The organism is Streptococcus sp. HMSC076C08, from assembly GCF_001810825.1.
In the GTDB taxonomy this organism is placed as follows: domain Bacteria; phylum Bacillota; class Bacilli; order Lactobacillales; family Streptococcaceae; genus Streptococcus.
The window spans coordinates 87703-105520 of the sequence record NZ_KV802736.1 but is presented as its reverse complement, the minus strand read 5'-3'; the positions used below and the strand labels follow the sequence as shown (position 1 = coordinate 105520).

Annotated in this window: 18 protein-coding genes; all 18 read left to right on the top strand. The window is 43.1% G+C overall.

The window, feature by feature from the left end:
• Positions 1 to 231 precede the first annotated feature (231 nt).
• The 18 genes from HMPREF2766_RS08805 to rplC all read left to right on the top strand — a co-directional run bounded on the left by HMPREF2766_RS08805 (position 232) and on the right by rplC (position 17812).
• Positions 232 to 1482 (top strand): bifunctional folylpolyglutamate synthase/dihydrofolate synthase, encoded by a 1251-nt coding sequence (locus HMPREF2766_RS08805; RefSeq protein ID WP_070569363.1) that lies wholly within the window; start codon positions 232 to 234, stop codon positions 1480 to 1482.
• A 90-nt stretch (positions 1483 to 1572) separates the two neighbouring features.
• Positions 1573 to 2028, top strand: a complete 456-nt coding sequence (locus HMPREF2766_RS08800) for an SP_0198 family lipoprotein (protein WP_070569359.1) — start codon at positions 1573 to 1575, stop codon at positions 2026 to 2028.
• Between the two features lie 183 nt (positions 2029 to 2211).
• The gene (locus tag HMPREF2766_RS08795) at positions 2212 to 3363 is read left to right on the top strand and encodes an iron-containing alcohol dehydrogenase (protein WP_070569356.1); all 1152 of its coding nucleotides are present in this window, start codon (positions 2212 to 2214) and stop codon (positions 3361 to 3363) included.
• Between the two features lie 104 nt (positions 3364 to 3467).
• Positions 3468 to 4736: a glycosyltransferase gene (locus HMPREF2766_RS08790; RefSeq protein ID WP_070569619.1), complete on the top strand. Its 1269-nt coding sequence runs from the start codon at positions 3468 to 3470 to the stop codon at positions 4734 to 4736.
• Between the two features lie 3 nt (positions 4737 to 4739).
• Positions 4740 to 5720 (top strand): NAD-dependent epimerase/dehydratase family protein, encoded by a 981-nt coding sequence (locus HMPREF2766_RS08785; protein ID WP_070569353.1) that lies wholly within the window; start codon positions 4740 to 4742, stop codon positions 5718 to 5720.
• A complete protein-coding gene (locus HMPREF2766_RS08780) occupies positions 5695 to 6510 on the top strand; it encodes an MBL fold metallo-hydrolase (RefSeq protein WP_070569350.1) in 816 nt (271 codons plus the stop codon). The genes HMPREF2766_RS08785 and HMPREF2766_RS08780 overlap by 26 nt, the downstream gene beginning before the upstream one ends.
• Positions 6488 to 7750 carry a F390 synthetase-related protein gene (locus HMPREF2766_RS08775; protein ID WP_070569346.1) on the top strand — a complete coding sequence of 421 codons (1263 nt, stop codon included), beginning with the start codon at positions 6488 to 6490 and terminating at the stop codon, positions 7748 to 7750. Before HMPREF2766_RS08780 ends, HMPREF2766_RS08775 begins: the two co-directional genes overlap by 23 nt.
• A 13-nt stretch (positions 7751 to 7763) precedes the next feature.
• On the top strand, positions 7764 to 8708 hold the full coding sequence (locus tag HMPREF2766_RS08770; protein WP_070569343.1) for a 3-oxoacyl-[acyl-carrier-protein] synthase III C-terminal domain-containing protein: 945 nt from the start codon (positions 7764 to 7766) through the stop codon (positions 8706 to 8708).
• Between the two features lie 135 nt (positions 8709 to 8843).
• Complete coding sequence (gene cls, locus HMPREF2766_RS08765) at positions 8844 to 10376, top strand: cardiolipin synthase (protein ID WP_070569340.1); 1533 nt, start codon at positions 8844 to 8846, stop codon at positions 10374 to 10376.
• Positions 10377 to 10451: 75 nt separating this feature from the next.
• Positions 10452 to 10595 carry a hypothetical protein gene (locus tag HMPREF2766_RS10195; RefSeq protein WP_000933184.1) on the top strand — a complete coding sequence of 48 codons (144 nt, stop codon included), beginning with the start codon at positions 10452 to 10454 and terminating at the stop codon, positions 10593 to 10595.
• Positions 10596 to 10630: 35 nt separating this feature from the next.
• A complete protein-coding gene (locus tag HMPREF2766_RS08760) occupies positions 10631 to 12148 on the top strand; it encodes a damage-inducible protein CinA (protein WP_070569337.1) in 1518 nt (505 codons plus the stop codon).
• A 120-nt stretch (positions 12149 to 12268) separates the two neighbouring features.
• The gene (nrdD, locus tag HMPREF2766_RS08755; protein WP_049484765.1) at positions 12269 to 14476 is read left to right on the top strand and encodes an anaerobic ribonucleoside-triphosphate reductase; all 2208 of its coding nucleotides are present in this window, start codon (positions 12269 to 12271) and stop codon (positions 14474 to 14476) included.
• Between the two features lie 11 nt (positions 14477 to 14487).
• The gene (locus HMPREF2766_RS08750) at positions 14488 to 14628 is read left to right on the top strand and encodes a hypothetical protein (protein WP_000521625.1); all 141 of its coding nucleotides are present in this window, start codon (positions 14488 to 14490) and stop codon (positions 14626 to 14628) included.
• A gap of 43 nt (positions 14629 to 14671) precedes the next feature.
• Complete coding sequence (locus HMPREF2766_RS08745; protein ID WP_070569334.1) at positions 14672 to 15172, top strand: GNAT family N-acetyltransferase; 501 nt, start codon at positions 14672 to 14674, stop codon at positions 15170 to 15172.
• Positions 15173 to 15176: 4 nt separating this feature from the next.
• Entirely contained in the window at positions 15177 to 15773 is a 597-nt protein-coding gene (nrdG, locus tag HMPREF2766_RS08740; protein WP_070569331.1) for an anaerobic ribonucleoside-triphosphate reductase activating protein, read from the top strand.
• The gene (locus HMPREF2766_RS08735; RefSeq protein WP_070569328.1) at positions 15770 to 16396 is read left to right on the top strand and encodes a uridine kinase family protein; all 627 of its coding nucleotides are present in this window, start codon (positions 15770 to 15772) and stop codon (positions 16394 to 16396) included. Before nrdG ends, HMPREF2766_RS08735 begins: the two co-directional genes overlap by 4 nt.
• A 264-nt stretch (positions 16397 to 16660) precedes the next feature.
• The gene (gene rpsJ / locus HMPREF2766_RS08730; RefSeq protein ID WP_001284513.1) at positions 16661 to 16969 is read left to right on the top strand and encodes a 30S ribosomal protein S10; all 309 of its coding nucleotides are present in this window, start codon (positions 16661 to 16663) and stop codon (positions 16967 to 16969) included.
• Positions 16970 to 17185: 216 nt separating this feature from the next.
• Positions 17186 to 17812, top strand: a complete 627-nt coding sequence (rplC, locus tag HMPREF2766_RS08725; protein ID WP_000160197.1) for a 50S ribosomal protein L3 — start codon at positions 17186 to 17188, stop codon at positions 17810 to 17812.
• The last annotated feature ends 6 nt before the right edge of the window (positions 17813 to 17818 follow it).

Genomic DNA, 17818 nt, shown 5'->3' with positions numbered 1-17818 from the left:
TGCGCCAGAAATTAGAAACGCAGGAACGTTCGGGGGACGTTTTTAGCCCAACTCCCAGAAATTGGAGAGAGTTGGAATATCCGGGGGACGTTTTTAGCCCACGTTGAAATTCATAGTAGCTAGTGATTAGCTAACCAGGTAAGAGGTTGGGATTTTAGTCCTGACCTCACTTTTTATTTGTAATCATACTTTGATGCGGTAGTTGATTGGATTGTTGTTAAGGAGACATGTATGTTTGAAGTAGAAGAATGGCTTCATAGTCGGATTGGTTTAAACTTTAGATCTGGCCTTGGACGAATGCAGCGAGCTGTGGATTTGCTGGGGAATCCTGAGAAGGCTTATCCCATTATCCATGTAACAGGGACTAACGGTAAAGGGTCAACTATTGCCTTTATGAGGGAGTTGTTTGTTGCTCATGGTAAAAAAGTTGGTACTTTTACCTCTCCTCATATCATCAGCATCCATGATCGAATCTGTATCAATGGGCAACCAATCGCAGAGGAAGACTTTGTCCGTATAGCCAACCAAGTCAAGGAGATGGAGAAAATTCTTTTAGAAACACATGATCAATTGTCTTTCTTTGAGTTGTTGACCTTGATTGCTTTGCTTTATTTTAAAGAGCAGGGAGTGGATCTAGTCCTGCTAGAGGTGGGGATTGGTGGTTTGCTTGACACGACTAATGTCGTAACAGGAGAGATTGCAGTTATTACTTCCATTGGGCTAGATCATCAGGAGACCTTGGGCGATAGTCTAGAGGAAATAGCCGAGCAGAAAGCTGGTATTTTCAAGGCCGGCAAGCAGGCAGTCATTGCTAAGCTCGCTCCAGAAGCTAAACTTGTCTGTCAAAATACAGCAAGAGAGTTAGGTGTGGATCTCTATCAAGCTGGGCTAGACTTCTCCTTGAATGCTGGGGATTTTTCAAGCAGCCTAGCGAGTTTTTCACAACTTGAAATTAGTTTGGAAGGTGTTTATCAGCAAGAAAATGCCGCCTTGGCTTTACAAAGCTTTCTTCTGTTTATGGTGTCAAGAGGTGAAGGGGTTGAAGAAGAGCTTGTCAGACAGGCCTTGAAAGAAACCCACTGGGCAGGGCGATTGGAACGGATTCGCCCGCAAATCTACCTAGATGGGGCTCACAATCTGCCAGCTTTAAGTCGTCTAGTAGAGTTTATCCAGGGGAAAATCCAGCAAGGTTACCAGGTTCGCATCCTTTTTGGAGCACTTAAACGCAAGGATTATCAGGGGATGCTAGGCTATCTATCTGAGCAGTTGCCTCAGGTAAAACTTAAGGTAACAGGCTTTGACTACCAAGGCTCTCTGGATGAAAAGGATGTGGTAGGTTATGATTTGATTCCTTCCTATGGCGACTTTATCAGAGAATTTGAAGATAAGGCCAATGGCCAGGACTTGCTTTTCGTGACGGGATCCCTCTACTTTATCTCGGAAGTTCGAGCAAGTTTGGTAGGAAGCGACGAGATTAGTTGACCTTATAGGTTTATGTTGCTATACTGTAGGTAGGAGGTATATCTGGAAACGATTCCAGCAAAACATTGGCACAAAAGAAAGGAAATCGCTATGAAAACGAAAACATTCACACTTTCTATTGCTTCCCTAGCAATTCTTAGTCTTTTAGCAGCTTGTGGACCTAAAGCACAAGCCCCTGCCCAGCAATCTGCTCAGCAATCATCTACTCAACAAGAATCATCTTCTAGCGCTGCGACAAGTGCTAGTCAATCACAGGCGTCCTCAAGTCAGGACACTACTGTAGCTCAACCTACGAATATCGATGGTACCTATACTGGAAAAGATGAGAATGACCAAATCACTCTTGTTGTAACAGGTAAAACTGGCACATGGACTGAGGTCGAGCCAGATGGGGATAAGGAAATCAAGCAAGTCAGCTTTGAACCAGAAAAACAACGTGTCATTATCGGTGATGATGTCAAAATTTACACGGTTAATGGTAATCAATTGATTATCGATGATATGGACCGAGAGGCATCTGACCGAGTGGTATTAACTAAGCAATAATGATTCAGTAAAAGTTCCAATGAGATGAAAGCTATCTTTTTGGAGCTTTTTTCTTGAAAAAGGGTTGGCTGTTCTTTACTAACTTTTTACTTAAAACGCTTACAAGTGTTTGTAAAACTTCTTATAAGGTCGTATACTTATAGTAAATAATCAATTAGCGCAGAGGCGCAGGAGGAAAAGCATATGGCTACATTTTACGTTCCATCAGTTAACCTTATCGGTAAAGGTGTTGTAAATGAAGTAGGCCCGTATATCAAGGAACTGGGGTATAAGAAGGCTCTTTTGGTGACAGACAAGTTCATCGAAGGCAGCGATATTTTACCTAAGGTCCTAAAACCATTAGATGGTGAAGGGATCAAATATGTGATCTTTAGCGATGTGGAGCCAAATCCGACTTGCAAGAACGTCACAGACGGAGTGGCTGTCCTGAAAGAGCATGGATGTGACTTCATCATCAGTCTTGGGGGAGGATCTCCTCAGGATGCGGCTAGTTGTATCTCTATCATTGCTACAAATGGTGGCAAACCACAGGACTACGAAGGCCTCCACAAGTCTGCTAAAAAAGGATTGCCAGTGGTTGCGATCAATACAACAGCTGGAACTTCTGCAGAAATCACCATTAACTATGTTATTACTGACGAAGAGCGCAAGGTCAAGATGGTAATGGTTGATAAGAATAGCCTTGCCCTTATCTCTGTCAATGATCCAGAACTCATGCTTTCAAAGCCGAAAGGATTGACAGCAGCGACAGGTATGGATGCTCTTACTCACGCTGTCGAAGCCTTGGTAACACCAGGTGCTTATAATGTGACCAAGAAACTTTCTATCGGAGCGATTGAACTCATCAAGGAGTATCTTTCTCGTGCTGTGGCAAATGGCCAAGATATTGAAGCGCGTGAGGCTATGGTCAATGCCATCTTCCTCGGTGGTATGAGCTTTAACAACGCTGGTTTGGGCTACGTTCATTCTATGGCTCACCAACTCGGTGCGGTATATAACTTGCCACATGGTGTCTGTTGTGCCATGCTTCTCCCAGTTGTAGAGCGTGAAAATGCCAAACGTGTACCAGAAGCTTTCCGCAATGTAGCCAAGGCCTTGGGACTCCATGTGGAAGGGAAAACAGACCAAGAATGTGCTGACTATGCTATCGCTGAGATTGAGAAACTTTCTGAAACTGTTGGTATTCCGAAGAAACTCACTGAACTCGGGATCCAAGAAAAAGACTTTGACTTTGACTACCTTTCTAAGAATGCTTTGATCGATGCATGTGCGCCAGGCAATCCATTCATGCCAACTCTAGAAGAAACTATTGCTCTCTACAAAGAACTCTTCTAAAAATCAAGTAGAGTGGAAGCGACTTATTCCTCAAAATATAAATAGTATTAGAAAGAACTATCATTTTGGTAGTTCTTTTTTTAAAAATTTGCTATCCTAGACATATGAGAAAAATCAAAATTGATGTGGTTGTAGTTCCTTTGAGTGGGCATCTCTTCCCAACACTGAATTTACTTGCCCCTTTGTTGAAGGATCCCTTGTATGAGATTCGATTATTTACAGGGCCGCAACGAAAAACTGTAGCAGAGGAGATGGGATTCCGGGTGATTCCCATTTTAGAAAATTGTGTAGATGAGTTTGAGCGTGTAGCCAACAATGAAGGTCAATTAAACCTGTTTTCTGCTTATCGACAGTTGTCAGCTAGTCTTGATTTGATCAATGTGGTTTCAGATCAATTAGTGCAAGAGTGGCAGGAAAATAGACCGGATATTGTGATTGCGGACTTTATAACCCTCTCTGGAGGACTTGTTGCGGAACAGTTGAACATTCCCTGGATTACCACGATGGCGACACAGTTTGCCATTGAAACGACAGATGGACCGCCTTGTTTCTTTGGAGGAATGGGCAGTCCAAAAACATCTTTCCAATCTGGTCTGCAATGGCTAGGAAGAAAAGGGACTCGTTTAGGGAAACGAATCGTAAGCTTTTTATTGAGAGAACGCTTGAAACGTTACGATTTTAAGCCCTACAATCAGAAAGGTCAGGAAACCATCTATTCACCCTATTCCATCTTGGGAATTGGGATGAAAGAGTTGGAGCTGAAAAGTGATTTTCCAGAGCACTACCTTTGGGTGGGACCTTTTGGGTCTTCGATTGAGAGGGCAGAAAATTATCCCCTCGATTTGTCTCCTTATGCAGGGTATAAGAAGGTCCTTGTCTCCTGTGGCACTCAGCTAGCATGGGCTAAAGACAATCTCCTCTATCAGACACAACAATTGGCAGAAGCACATCCAGATTGCCACTTCTTTGTGACTCTGGGGTTTGGCGGACAAGACTTCCAATGTGAAGAGCTCATGGACAATGTTTCTGTGGTATCCTATCTTCCCTATAAGGAATACATTCCCCAGATGGATTATGTGATTCATCATGGTGGTGCAGGTATTTTTTACCAGTGTATCATCTATGGTAAGCCTGCCTTGATTCTCCCCCATGACTATGATCAGTATGACTATGCAGTTCGTGGATTAGAGGCAGGGATTGCCTTGACTGCTAAACGAGAGGATACGGAAGCGATTGGACGCGCCTTTGATGAGTTGTTGGCTAGAGATGACTGGCCAGACTTAAACAAACTTAGTCGAGCAGCTCAAATCTATCAGCCAACAGAGATTCTGAAGAGCGAAATACATCGGCTCTTAGGGGACAAGGAGAAGTAAAGAATGAAGAAAGTATTGGTAACAGGTGCTACGGGCTTTCTAGGTAAGTATGTTGTTGAAGAGCTTAGTCAGCAGGGCTATCAGGTACGCGCTTTTGGACGCAATCGCAAGGTGGGTCAGTCTTTAGAAAACTCCTCTGTGGCATTTTTTCAGGGGGATTTGACCAAGCAAGAGAACTTGGCTCGGGCTTGTCAGGGGATGGACATGGTTGTGCATGCGGGTGCTCTTTCTACCGTTTGGGGGCCTTGGGAGGATTTCTACCAGACAAATGTCTTAGGGACCAAGTATGTTCTGGATGCTTGCCGAGAGGCTGGTATTCAGCGTTTGGTTTATGTGTCCTCGCCTAGCATCTATGCTGCGCCTCGAGATCAGCTAGCTATCAAAGAAAGTGCTGCGCCTCAGGAAAATAATCTGAACAACTACATTCGTAGTAAGCTGGCTTCGGAGAAGCTGTTTAAGGATTATCCCGATGTTCCGAGTATTATCTTACGACCTCGTGGGCTTTTTGGGATTGGGGATACCAGTATTTTGCCCCGAGTTCTCAAACTCAGTCAGAAGATTGGCATTCCCTTGATAGGGGATGGTTGTCAGCTCATGGATATGACCTGTGTGGAAAATGTCGCTCTGGCAATTCGCTTGGCACTAGAGACCCCTCAAGCTAGTGGCGAAGTTTATAATATTACCAATGGGGAACCAAGAGCCTTTAAGGATTTGATAGAAGAAACCTTGAGAGGGTTGGGCTATCCAATAACATACAGAAAAGTGCCAACTCCTCTTCTTTCAGTTATTGCTAGTAGTTTAGAGTTTCTGTATAAGGTCTTGAAACTCAAAGGTGAACCGCCTATGACACGCTATACCTATTATCTGCTCCGTTATAGTCAGACGTTGGACATCAGCAAGGCGGAGCGAGACTTGGGGTATCGCCCTCAAATCAGTATTTCGGAAGGGATTGAACAATATGTCCAAGATTATCGAAAGCATTGATTATTTCCCAGCAGGCTACTGTACCAGCTACACAGGTTTGCTATTTAAGGGAGTTAAGAATCAAAAGATGACCTTTCCAGCAGGTGTTTTTCTTATCAAACACAGGGACAAGGGCTATCTCCTCTATGACACAGGCTATCATTACGATATTAAGACCCGGCTTCGCTATGGTTTCTATCGGCTAGGAACGCCCGTTCAAATGACGGAGAAGGACCAGATTTCACGTTTGCTGGAAGCGAAGGGAATCAAACCAGAAGAAATTAACTATGTTCTTCTATCACACCTACATCCAGATCATCTGGGAGGAGCTAGTTTCTTTCCTCGTGCAACCTTTATCTTGACAAAAGAAGTATATGAAGTCTACCAAAAACCCAAGTTGAAAGACTTGATTTTCAAGGAGTTTTTACCAGCTTCTTTTGAGAAAAATATAACCATTATCAGAGCTGACCAGCAAGTTTCAACTTTTCCCTATCGTCCGATTTGTGATCTTTTTGGAGATGGCAGTATCCTAGTAGCCTCTGTTGACGGGCATGCTAGGGGGCAAGCCTGTCTATATTTTCCAGACCTTAATCTCCTCATTGCAGCGGACCTCTGTTGGGGAATTGACCTCTTACCTTATACCAAGCAGATGCACCTGATTCCTTCCTTGGTCCAGGATAATAGGGCCGACTATATCAGGGGGACAGAGTTTTTGGAGGAAGTCTTAAAGGACGGTATCGAGGTAGTTGTTAGCCATGATCCTGTAGAAAGGATAGAGTCAATCTTACATGAAAAAAATAACCTTTCTTAAAACCTTTATCCAAACTCGATGGCTTCATCATTTCAAATCTCGAGAAGCTGTAGAAAACTATCAGAAAAAGCAATTAGCTAACTATATGGACTTTTTAAAGCGAGAGTCGCCCTACTTTAAAAATGGGGTTCCTAGCAACTTTGACCATATGGACAAGGCTTTTATGATGGAACATTTCAATGAGCTCAACACCCAAGGAGTGGATCGTGATGAAGCCTTATCCTTAGCTATTGAAAGTGAGAAGACCCGTGACTTCACTGAACTTAAAGGGGAAGTAGCCGTCGGTCTGTCTTCAGGGACGTCTGGACATCGGGGGCTCTTTATCACAACAGAGAAAGAGCGAAGTATGTGGGCTGCGGCTATCTTGGCAAAGATGTTGCCCAAGGGGCAGCTTTTTGGACACCGCATCGCCTTTTTCCTGAGAGCTGATAATGAACTCTATCAGACCATCAATACAGCGCTCATTCGTCTAGAGTATTTTGATATTTTCAAACATACAGATGAGCATATCGAGCGACTCAACAACTATCAACCAACGATTATTGTGGCGCCAGCCTCGATGTTGATTGAATTGAGCAAGCGTCTCAAGGATGGAGAGTTAGCTATTCACCCACAAAAAATCGTTTCGGTGGCGGAAATCTTGGAAGATAGTGATAGGGTACGGATCGCAGAAGCCTTTTCACTATCCATCATTGACCAAGTTTATCAGGCGACAGAAGGTTTCCTAGCCTGCACTTGCTCAGCTGGCAATCTACATCTCAACGAAGACATTATCTTTGTGGAAAAGCAGTATCTAGATGACCGCCGTTTTTATCCAGTGATTACGGACTTTAAGCGAAGTAGTCAGCCTGTTTATCGCTACCAGCTCAATGATATCTTGGTTGAAAATCCGGAGCCTTGTCCCTGTGGCTCCTACTATACACGGATTGACAAGGTCGAAGGACGCTCTGATGATATCTTCTACTTTGAAGGGCAGAATGGGGGACAGGTAACGATCTATCCAGACTTTATCAGACGTTGTATCCTCTTTGTGGAGAATGTAGGAGATTACCGAGTTAAGCAACATTCCGAGAAATTAGTGGAAGTTTGTCTAAGCCAACGAGATGAGGACGTAGAGACAGCAATTTTAGCACAGTTCCAACTCTTGGCCCAGCAAAAAGAGTTCATAGTTCCTCAAATCCAATTTTCAGATTATCACTGGGATACTAGCCGTAAACTCAAACGTATCCAACGTTTATGAAAGGAAAAAGACAATGACAGAAGTAAAAAGACATGTAGAAATCGCAGGTTATGGCATTTGCCTTCCAAAGCATACAGTTCAATTTAAAGACCAGACCCGTTATCGTGTAGTTGAAAATGAAGAAACGCAACTTGACTTGGCAGAGGGAGCTATCCACCGTGCACTTGAACATGCAAATTTGGATATTAAGGATATCGATTGCCTTGTATCAGCTAGTGCAGTTGGTGTTCAGCCTATCCCTTGTACGGCTGCCTTGATTCATGAGCGCGTGGCAAAAGGACTCTCAATTCCAGCAATGGACATCAATACGACCTGTACCAGCTTTATTTCTGCTCTATCGACTATGTCCCACTTGATTGAGGCGGGCGAATACAATCGTGTCTTGATTGTGTCTAGTGAGGTTGGTAGTTTAGGGCTCAATCCCAAGCAGAAAGAAAGTTTTGAACTCTTTAGTGATGGGGCAGCAGCCTTTATTTTCCAAAAAAGTCATCAGGAAAAAGGGGTCATTGCTAGTCTCCAACGTACTTGGTCAGAAGGGGCTCACGATACGGAGATTCGTGGAGGTCTGACTTCTTTTCAACCAAAAGAGTACTCTGAAGCGACGAAGACCAACTATATGTTTGACATGAAGGGGAAGAAAATCCTCCTCTTGTCTGCTCGTAAAATCCCAGTCATGTTTGAAGAGTTTCAAGAAAAAACACAGCTAGCCTTGGCAGACGTGGACTATATCATTCCTCACCAAGCAAGTCGTGCTCTTCCTTTGGTCATGGAAAAACTAGGTGTGGCTGAGGATCAGTACCTCAATCTCGTCACTGACTATGGAAATATGGTGTCAGTCTCTGTACCGTTTGGCTTGGCTTATTCTTTGGAGAATGGACTTATCAAGGAGGGAGATGTCGTCTACCTTATGGGGACTGCAGCTGGTATGACGGTCAATATGTTGGCTCTGAAATTGTAATAATCATCTAAACACGGAACGACTGGAACTTGAGCAAAGGCAAACGGTTGCCATCTACCCCTGAACTGAGGTATACTAGTAGAAACACTAGTTTATCAAGCAGTTAAGGAGAATGTTAGAAAAGGAAGGGGATGTATGACAGCTAGAAAAATGCAGCTACTCATGTCCAAATATGGTTTCAGTATTACCATCATGTTGGCAGAGTTGTTTATCGTCTTTGGTTTATTTCTCTATCTAGGGCAAATGGCTCCAATTGTCTGGATTATCCTAGTCATTTTAGTGAGCTTAGCGACCATTGTATCGATTGTCAATCGATCTATGAATCCTGAGAGTAAGGTAACATGGCTGTTAGTAGCCTTTGTACCAGTGTTTGGACCCTTGCTCTATATCATGTTTGGAGAACGCCGTTTATCTAAAAAAGAAATGAAGCAGCTAAAGCAGCTCCAATCAATGGTTGATCGAGAGGACAATAGCAGAGCTCTCCGTTTGGAGTTAAAAGAGCAGGACAAGTCAGCTTACGGAGTTATCAAATCTCTCCTCAGCATGGATACGAATGCTGATGTCTATGATCGAACGGATACACAATTTTTTGCATCTGGTGAAAGCATGTGGCATCAGATGCTAGAGGATCTCAAGAAAGCTGAGAAGTTTATCTTTCTCGAATACTATATCATCGAAGAAGGTTTGATGTGGAATAGTATTTTGGAGATTTTGGAAGAAAAGGCAACTCAAGGAGTAGAGGTGAAGCTTCTCTATGATGATATTGGTTGTATGGCAACCTTACCTGGAGATTACACCGTCCAGCTTCGTGGTCGAGGGATTGAAGCCCACAAATTTAACAAGGTGATTCCACGTTTGACCGTTGCTTATAACAACCGTGACCACCGTAAAATCATGATTATTGATGGGCAGATTGCCTATACAGGTGGTATCAATCTGGCTGATGAGTATATCAACCATATCGAACGCTTTGGTTATTGGAAGGATAGCGGTATTCGTTTGGATGGACCAGCAGTTAAGGCTTTTACCAGACTTTTTTTATCTGCATGGTATATCAACCGTGGAGAGATTAGTGACTTTGACCAATACCATCTAGAAAATCACCCCAGAGACGGGATGGGGCTCTGTATTCCCTATAGTAGTGGGCCAAAACCCATCTACAGAGCTCAAGTTGGAAAAACGGTCTACCAAAATCTTATCAATCAAGCTACAGATTACGTCTATATCACGACTCCCTATCTGATTGCGGACTATGATCTCACCGAAAGTATCAAAAATGCAGCATTGAGAGGGGTAGATGTGCGAATTGTGACACCGTGTATCCCAGATAAGAAGGTTATTCAGTTAGTTACTCGAGGAGCCTATCCAGACTTGTTATCTGCGGGGGTTCGTATTTATGAGTACAGTCCGGGATTCCTTCATAGCAAGCAAATGCTTGTCGATGGAGAGGCAGCTACTGTGGGGACCATCAATTTTGACTATCGGAGCTTGCTCCACCACTATGAAAATGCCGTCTTACTTTATAGAACGCAGTCCATCATCGATATTGAAAGGGACTTCGAAGAGATTTTTAAAGTTTCTCAAGAAATTTATCCCCACACTATCAAAACCAGCTGGTATCAAAGCCTCATCAAGGAAATTGTCCAGTTGTTTGCACCTATGCTCTAACTATCCATCAAGATCTAGCCCAAGGCTGGATCTTATTTTTGTCTTCTTACGAATAGATAAGTAAAGGAGAAAACCATGCTTAATCTAGAAGATGATGATTTTATCAGAGAGTATAGAAACAGTCGATTCCACCGTTTTCGTGAAATCGAACGCTTTGCGCTATTGGATAAGAAATTTAGCAAATATCAATCCCAAGCTGACATTCCTGTAAGATTTTGATATACTAAAACAGATAAACTTAGAGGAGAAATTGAATGAACGTATACGGGAAAATAGATGAGAAGCAAGAAGAATCTCATTACCAAGACTGGTCAGTGCCAGAGAAACGAGAAGGAGCTCCCATTCCCTTTTTTAGTATTTTGCTTTGGAGTCTAGTGGCCACAGCCATTTCGGTTGCCCTGCCTTTTATTTTTGGTTTAATCAGTCCGCAACAAACTCAAGATCTTTATACCGGTTGGGCCTTGCATCAAAATGGTCAAATGTATACAGATTATTTTGGGACGGAGGGATTGCTCTATTATGTGCTAACCTACCTTTTTCAAGGCAGTATTCTGATTGCTTTGGTTGAGTGGTTGGCCTTGTTTGGAGCAGGTGTTTTTCTTTTTAAGGCTGCGGATACTCTTGTCGGCCAAGAAAAGGAAGCGAAACGAGTTGTCTTTATTTTATACTTGCTTGTAGCGGGCCTCGCTTTTGGTGGCGGTTATGCTCTCTTGCTAGCCCTGCCTTTCCTATTTTATTCATTGAGTATCGTGACAAATTATCTAGCTTTTCCAAAGGACGACAAAGGGTTTGTACGAGTGGGGATGAGCCTTGCTCTCGCTTTCTTCCTTGCGCCAATCCCAACAGCCTTGTTTGCGGCTGTACTGGCCTTGGGGATTATCGGCTTTAATCTAGGCAAAGGTCACTTTGTTCATGGTCTATATCAGTTTTTTGCGTCAGCCCTAGGATTTTCACTCTTATTCTATCCTTTAGGCTACTATACAGTGTGGACAGGTAGTTTTGGGGATGCCATTAGCCAGACCTTATATCCGGTAAATACTCTTAGCCTCTTTTCGAACTCGCATTTGCTTGAAAATGCAGCCTTCTATGGCTTGCTTGCTATTGGGTTAGGTTCCCTTGGTTTGCTCTTTACAGGCTTGTTCCAGTCAAAACCAGCCAAGCAATATGCCCTCTCAATTGCTGCTAGCTTGGGATTGTTGGTTTCTTTGGGAATCTTGATTCTCTCCAAAGAACCTATCAACGGTACTCGTCTTGTGGTGCTAATTCCTTTCTTGGTCTTGCTCCTTCTGACAGGAATCAAGGAAGATGTTTCAGATGGAGGGAGTCGTCGTAGAAGAAGACGTGAGAAACAAACTTCTTTCCTTAAAGGAAATTTCTATCTACCACTGATTGCCCTTGCCTATCTCATTGTTCTTCCTATCGTGAGTCGCTACCTTTCGCACCCAGCGACTTATCAGGAGAGAGACCGTCTTGCTAGCGTGGTCAAACAACAAATGAGTTCTGAGGATCGTGTCTATGCTTGGGATGATCGTCCCGATTTCTACCGTGCAAGTGAACGCTTGGCGTCGACTTCACTATCAACACCAACACTCTATACTGCAAGCGATGAAAATAAAACCAAACTGATGAATGACCTGAAAGAGAATCAACCGAAGATGATTGTGGTCAATCAAAAAGTTGCCTTGTGGTCAGATGTAGAGAGCTGGCTCAGTGAAAACTATGAGCTTGTTCAGACAGATACTAGCGAGTTCAAACTTTATAAATCAAAATAACAAAAAATCAATATCTTGTGGAATTTTAAAAAATTTAGGATTTTTAACACAAGATATTGATTTTTATTTTTAGAGTGGTATAATACTTCATAGAACAACATTTTAGAAAAGAGCATGGATATGATTGTATTAGAAGAAAAGCTTGCAACCGTTCCCACCTTGTTCGTTGAAAAACGAGATGGTAGACGAGTGGTGTTTGATGTAGACAAGATTGACAAGGCTCTCCACAAGGCGGCGGAAAAGGTTATGGACGTTACGCCTCTAGTAGAAAAACGCCTAAATGGTCTAGTTGAAAGAATCGTGACTGAAATTCACAGTCGCTTCCCTCAAGGTGTCAAGATTTACGAAATTCAAAATGTCGTAGAACATGAACTCCTTGAAGCCAAAGAATATGCCTTGGCTGAGGAGTATATCACTTATCGGACACAAAGGGATTTTGAGCGCTCAAAAGCGACAGATATCAACTTTAGTATCCATAAACTTCTCAATAAAGATCAAGCAGTTGTCAATGAAAATGCCAATAAAGACAGCGATGTCTTCAACACCCAACGTGATTTGACAGCAGGGATTGTTGGGAAGTCAATCGGGCTGCAAATGCTTCCTAAGCACGTAGCTAATGCTCACCAAAAAGGGGATATCCACTATCATGACTTGGACTACAGCCCCTACACTCCGATGACCAACTGCTGTTTGATTGATTTTAAAGGCATGCTGGAAAATGGTTTTAAGATTGGGAATGCAGAGGTAGAGAGTCCCAAGTCTATCCAGACTGCGACAGCTCAAATTTCACAAATCATCGCCAACGTTGCTTCTAGCCAGTACGGGGGCTGTTCAGCTGACCGTATCGATGAAGTCTTGGCGCCTTATGCGGAGAAGAATTATCAAAAACACCTCAAGGATGCGGAAGAGTGGGTCTTGCCCGAAAAACGGGAAGATTACGCTTGGAAAAAAACGCAAAAGGACATCTACGATGCCATGCAATCTCTTGAGTATGAAATCAACACCCTCTTCACTTCAAATGGACAAACACCTTTTACTTCGCTCGGTTTTGGTCTAGGAACTAGTCGTTTTGAGCGGGAAATTCAAAAAGCTATCTTAAACATCCGAATCAAGGGGCTTGGTTCAGAACACCGTACAGCTATCTTCCCTAAACTCATCTTTACGCTGAAAAGAGGCCTTAACTTAGAGGAGGGGTCACCTAACTACGATATCAAACAGTTGGCTCTTGAGTGTGCAACCAAGCGGATGTACCCAGATGTCTTATCCTATGATAAGATTATCGAACTGACAGGCTCCTTCAAGGTTCCTATGGGCTGCCGTTCTTTCCTCCAAGGATGGAAGGATGAGAATGGTGTCGAGGTCAATTCAGGTCGTATGAATCTAGGTGTTGTGACAGTCAATCTGCCTCGTATCGCCCTCGAGTCTGAAGGGGATCTGAATAAGTTCTGGGAAATCTTCAATGAGCGTATGAACATCGCAGAAGATGCTCTGGTTTACCGTGTTGAACGGACCAAGGAAGCAACACCAGCGAATGCCCCTATCCTTTATCAGTACGGAGCCTTCGGTCGCCGTCTCGGAAAAGAAGAAAGTGTAGATCAACTCTTTAAGAATCGCCGCGCGACAGTTTCGCTGGGCTACATCGGTTTGTACGAAGTTGCGACGGTCTTCTTTGGAAACAGCTGGGAAAGCAATCCTGAAGCCAAGGAATTCACACTGGATATCATTCGCGATATGAAACGTCGTGTGGAAGAGTGGTCTGACCAATATGGTTACCATTTCTCTATCTACTCCACACCGTCTGAAAGTCTGACAGACCGCTTCTGTCGCTTGGATACAGAGAAGTTCGGCTCTATTCCGGACATCACGGACAAGGAATACTACACCAACTCTTTCCACTACGATGTTCGTAAAAATCCAACACCGTTTGAAAAATTAGACTTTGAGAAAGTTTATCCAGAAGCAGGTGCGTCAGGTGGCTTTATCCATTATTGTGAGTATCCAGTTCTTCAACAAAATCCTAAGGCCCTGGAAGCTGTTTGGGACTATGCCTATGACCGAGTTGGCTATCTAGGGACCAATACTCCGATTGATCGTTGCTACAAGTGTGACTTTGAAGGGGATTTTGAACCAACTGAGAGAGGCTTTGCTTGTCCAAACTGTGGCAATAGCGACCCTAAAACAGTAGATGTGGTCAAACGTACGTGTGGGTATCTGGGCAATCCTCAAGCGCGTCCGATGGTTAATGGACGCCACAAGGAAATCGCTGCGCGTGTCAAACACATGAACGGTTCAACAATTAAAACAGCAGGACATGAAGTAACAAATTAGAAGGAAATGGAATGGGGAAATACCAATTAGACGATAAGGGACGCGCACAAGTGACCCGTTATCACGAGAAACACTCGAAAGGTGGAACAGGTAAAAAAGAACGCTTGCTCAACCTCAGAGAACAGTTTTTAAACAAGAATAAGAAAAAATAAAAGTGAGAGTCTGCTCTCACTTTTCTCTTAATTGGAGGTGAAAATGATACTACGCAGACCGATATTGGCAGATAAAGAAACAGTTTTAGAGATGATGGCAGAGTTTGAACAAGCACATTCTCCTCATGATGGTGGGTTTTGGGAGACAGAGGCTTTTTCTTATGAAGAGTGGTTGGAAACAAATATGCAAAAAGAGATGGGAATAAACTTGCCTGAAAATCGTGTTCCTTCTATTCAATTTGTATCATTTGATGATGTAGGTCGTGCTCTAGGATTTTTGAATCTGCGATTGAAACTAAATGAGGGCTTGCTGAATCATGCTGGCCATATTGGCTACTCCATCCGCCCTTCTGAAAGAGGTAAAGGTTATGCCAAAGAAGCCCTCAGACAAGGCCTGCAAGTTGCTAAGGAAAAGAACATCAAAAAATCACTTGTGACCTGTAGTACGGAAAATCCTGCTAGTAGGGCGGTGATTGTGGCAAACGGTGGGGTGTTTGAGGATGTTCGCAATGGTGTAGAACGTTACTGGATAGATTTGGAGTAAAAGGATGACATGGAATACACCAAAACCAGGTGAATGGAAAAGTGAGGAACTTAGTAAAGGGCGGATCATTGATTATAAGGCCTTTAACTTTGTCGATGGAGAAGGTGTGCGCAACTCTCTCTATGTATCAGGTTGCATGTTTCACTGCGAGGGATGCTATAATGTTGCGACTTGGTCTTTCAACGCAGGCATTCCCTATACGGCAGAATTAGAAGAACAAATCATGGAAGACCTTGCCCAACCCTATGTTCAAGGTTTGACCTTGCTAGGAGGAGAACCCTTTCTTAATACGGGCATTCTCTTGCCTCTCGTTAAGCGCATTCGAAAGGAATTACCAGAAAAAGACATCTGGTCCTGGACGGGTTATACTTGGGAAGAAATGATGCTGGAGACTCCAGATAAACTGGAACTCTTATCATTGATTGACATCCTTGTCGATGGACGGTATGATAAAAGCAAACGCAATCTTATGCTCCAGTTTCGAGGGTCTTCTAATCAACGAATTATCGATGTGCAAAAATCCCTCAAAAGTGGGCAAGTGGTGATTTGGAACAAGCTTAATGACGGAAAAGAAAGCTATGAGCAGGTGAAGAGAGAATGAAGAAAAAAGACCTGATAGAACAACTGGTTTCAGAGATCGAAACGGGAAGAATTAGGACGCTGGGGATCTACGGTCATGGGGCTTCAGGTAAATCAACCTTTGCACAGGAATTACATCAAGCCCTAGATTCTACTACAGTAAATTTACTAGAAACAGATCCCTATATCACCTCAGAACGTCACCTGGTAGTACCAAAGCAAGCGCCAGATCAAAAGGTGACAGCTTGTCTCCCAGTGGCGCATGAACTGGCAAGTTTACAGAGAGATATTCTCGCCTTGCAGGCAGGTATGGATGTCTTAACAATCGATGAACCGTGGAAGGCTAGCGAGGTCTTGTCTGGAGCCAAGCCGATTCTGATTGTTGAAGGGATGTCTGCGGGCTTTCTACCCAAGGAACTCTTTGACAAAACCATCTGTTTCTACACGGATGAGGAGACCGAATTAAAGAGGCGTCTAGCTCGAGATACGACTATGAGAAATCGCGATGCATCTTTTGTATTAGCTAGCCATCAGATGAGAAGGGAGCAGTACCTGCGATACTATAGAGAAACCGAATCTAAAGCGGACATTTTAGTAGATCAATCAGAAGATAAACTCAAGGTCAAAATGACACACATTATATAGAAAAAAGACGGTTTTTTATAGATATAAATCCGTAATCTTAGAAAGATTAAAAGAGAAAACAGTTTCATCCTAAAAAAACGAAAAAAAGCTCACAAATCCCTTGCAATCGCAGGGGCTTTGTGTTATTCTATTATGGTGCTGTAAATTACAGCCTTAGCTTTGATGCAAGAGGTTGCGACACGCTCGGTTGCATTGCCACGCAACGCGCGTCGGTTTTCTTGTGGAGCTAGCCTATTATCTTAAATAGACGAAAAGGAGAAAAAGATGGCAAACAAAAAAATCCGTATCCGTTTGAAAGCTTACGAACACCGTACGCTTGACACAGCGGCTGCAAAAATCGTAGAATCAGCTACTCGTACAGGTGCACAAGTTGCGGGTCCAATCCCACTTCCAACTGAGCGTAGCCTCTACACAATTATTCGTGCGACTCACAAATACAAAGACTCTCGCGAACAATTTGAAATGCGTACACACAAACGTTTGATCGATATCGTTAACCCAACTCAAAAAACAGTTGATGCTTTGATGAAATTGGATCTTCCAAGTGGTGTAAACGTAGAAATCAAACTTTAATCTAAAATATAAAAGAGCAGAGGCTGGTGTTTCAATTTAATTGAACACGGGCTAAACTCGGTGTGAAAAAGATAAACTTCCTAGTGTCTGTTAGACACTGCGTCAGTTTCCTATTTTCACTTTGAGTTTGACGCCCTTTGTATCTTAGACTTGAGCATAAAAAACGCTCGTTAAAAACTTTTTGAATAAAAAATATAGAAAAGGAACTATTTTCTCATGACAAAAGGAATCTTAGGGAAAAAAGTGGGAATGACTCAAATCTTCACTGAAGCTGGCGAATTGATCCCTGTAACAGTTATTGAAGCAACTCCAAACGTTGTTCTTCAAGTTAAAACTGTTGAAACAGACGGATACAACGCTATCCAAGTTGGTTTCGATGACAAACGCGAAGTATTGAGCAACAAACCTGCTAAAGGACATGTAGCGAAAGCTAACACGGCTCCTAAGCGCTTCATTCGTGAATTCAAAAACGTTGAAGGCTTGGAAGTTGGTGCTGAAATTACAGTTGAAACATTCGCAGCTGGAGACGTTGTTGACGTAACTGGTACTTCTAAAGGTAAAGGTTTCCAAGGTGTCATCAAACGCCACGGACAATCACGTGGACCAATGGCTCACGGTTCTCGTTACCACCGTCGTCCAGGTTCTATGGGACCTGTTGCACCTAACCGCGTATTCAAAGGTAAAAACCTTGCAGGACGCATGGGTGGCGACCGCGTAACAATTCAAAACCTTGAAGTTGTACAAGTTGTTCCAGAAAAGAACGTTATCCTTATCAAAGGTAACGTACCAGGTGCTAAGAAATCTCTTATCACTATCAAATCAGCAGTTAAAGCTGGTAAATAATAAAGA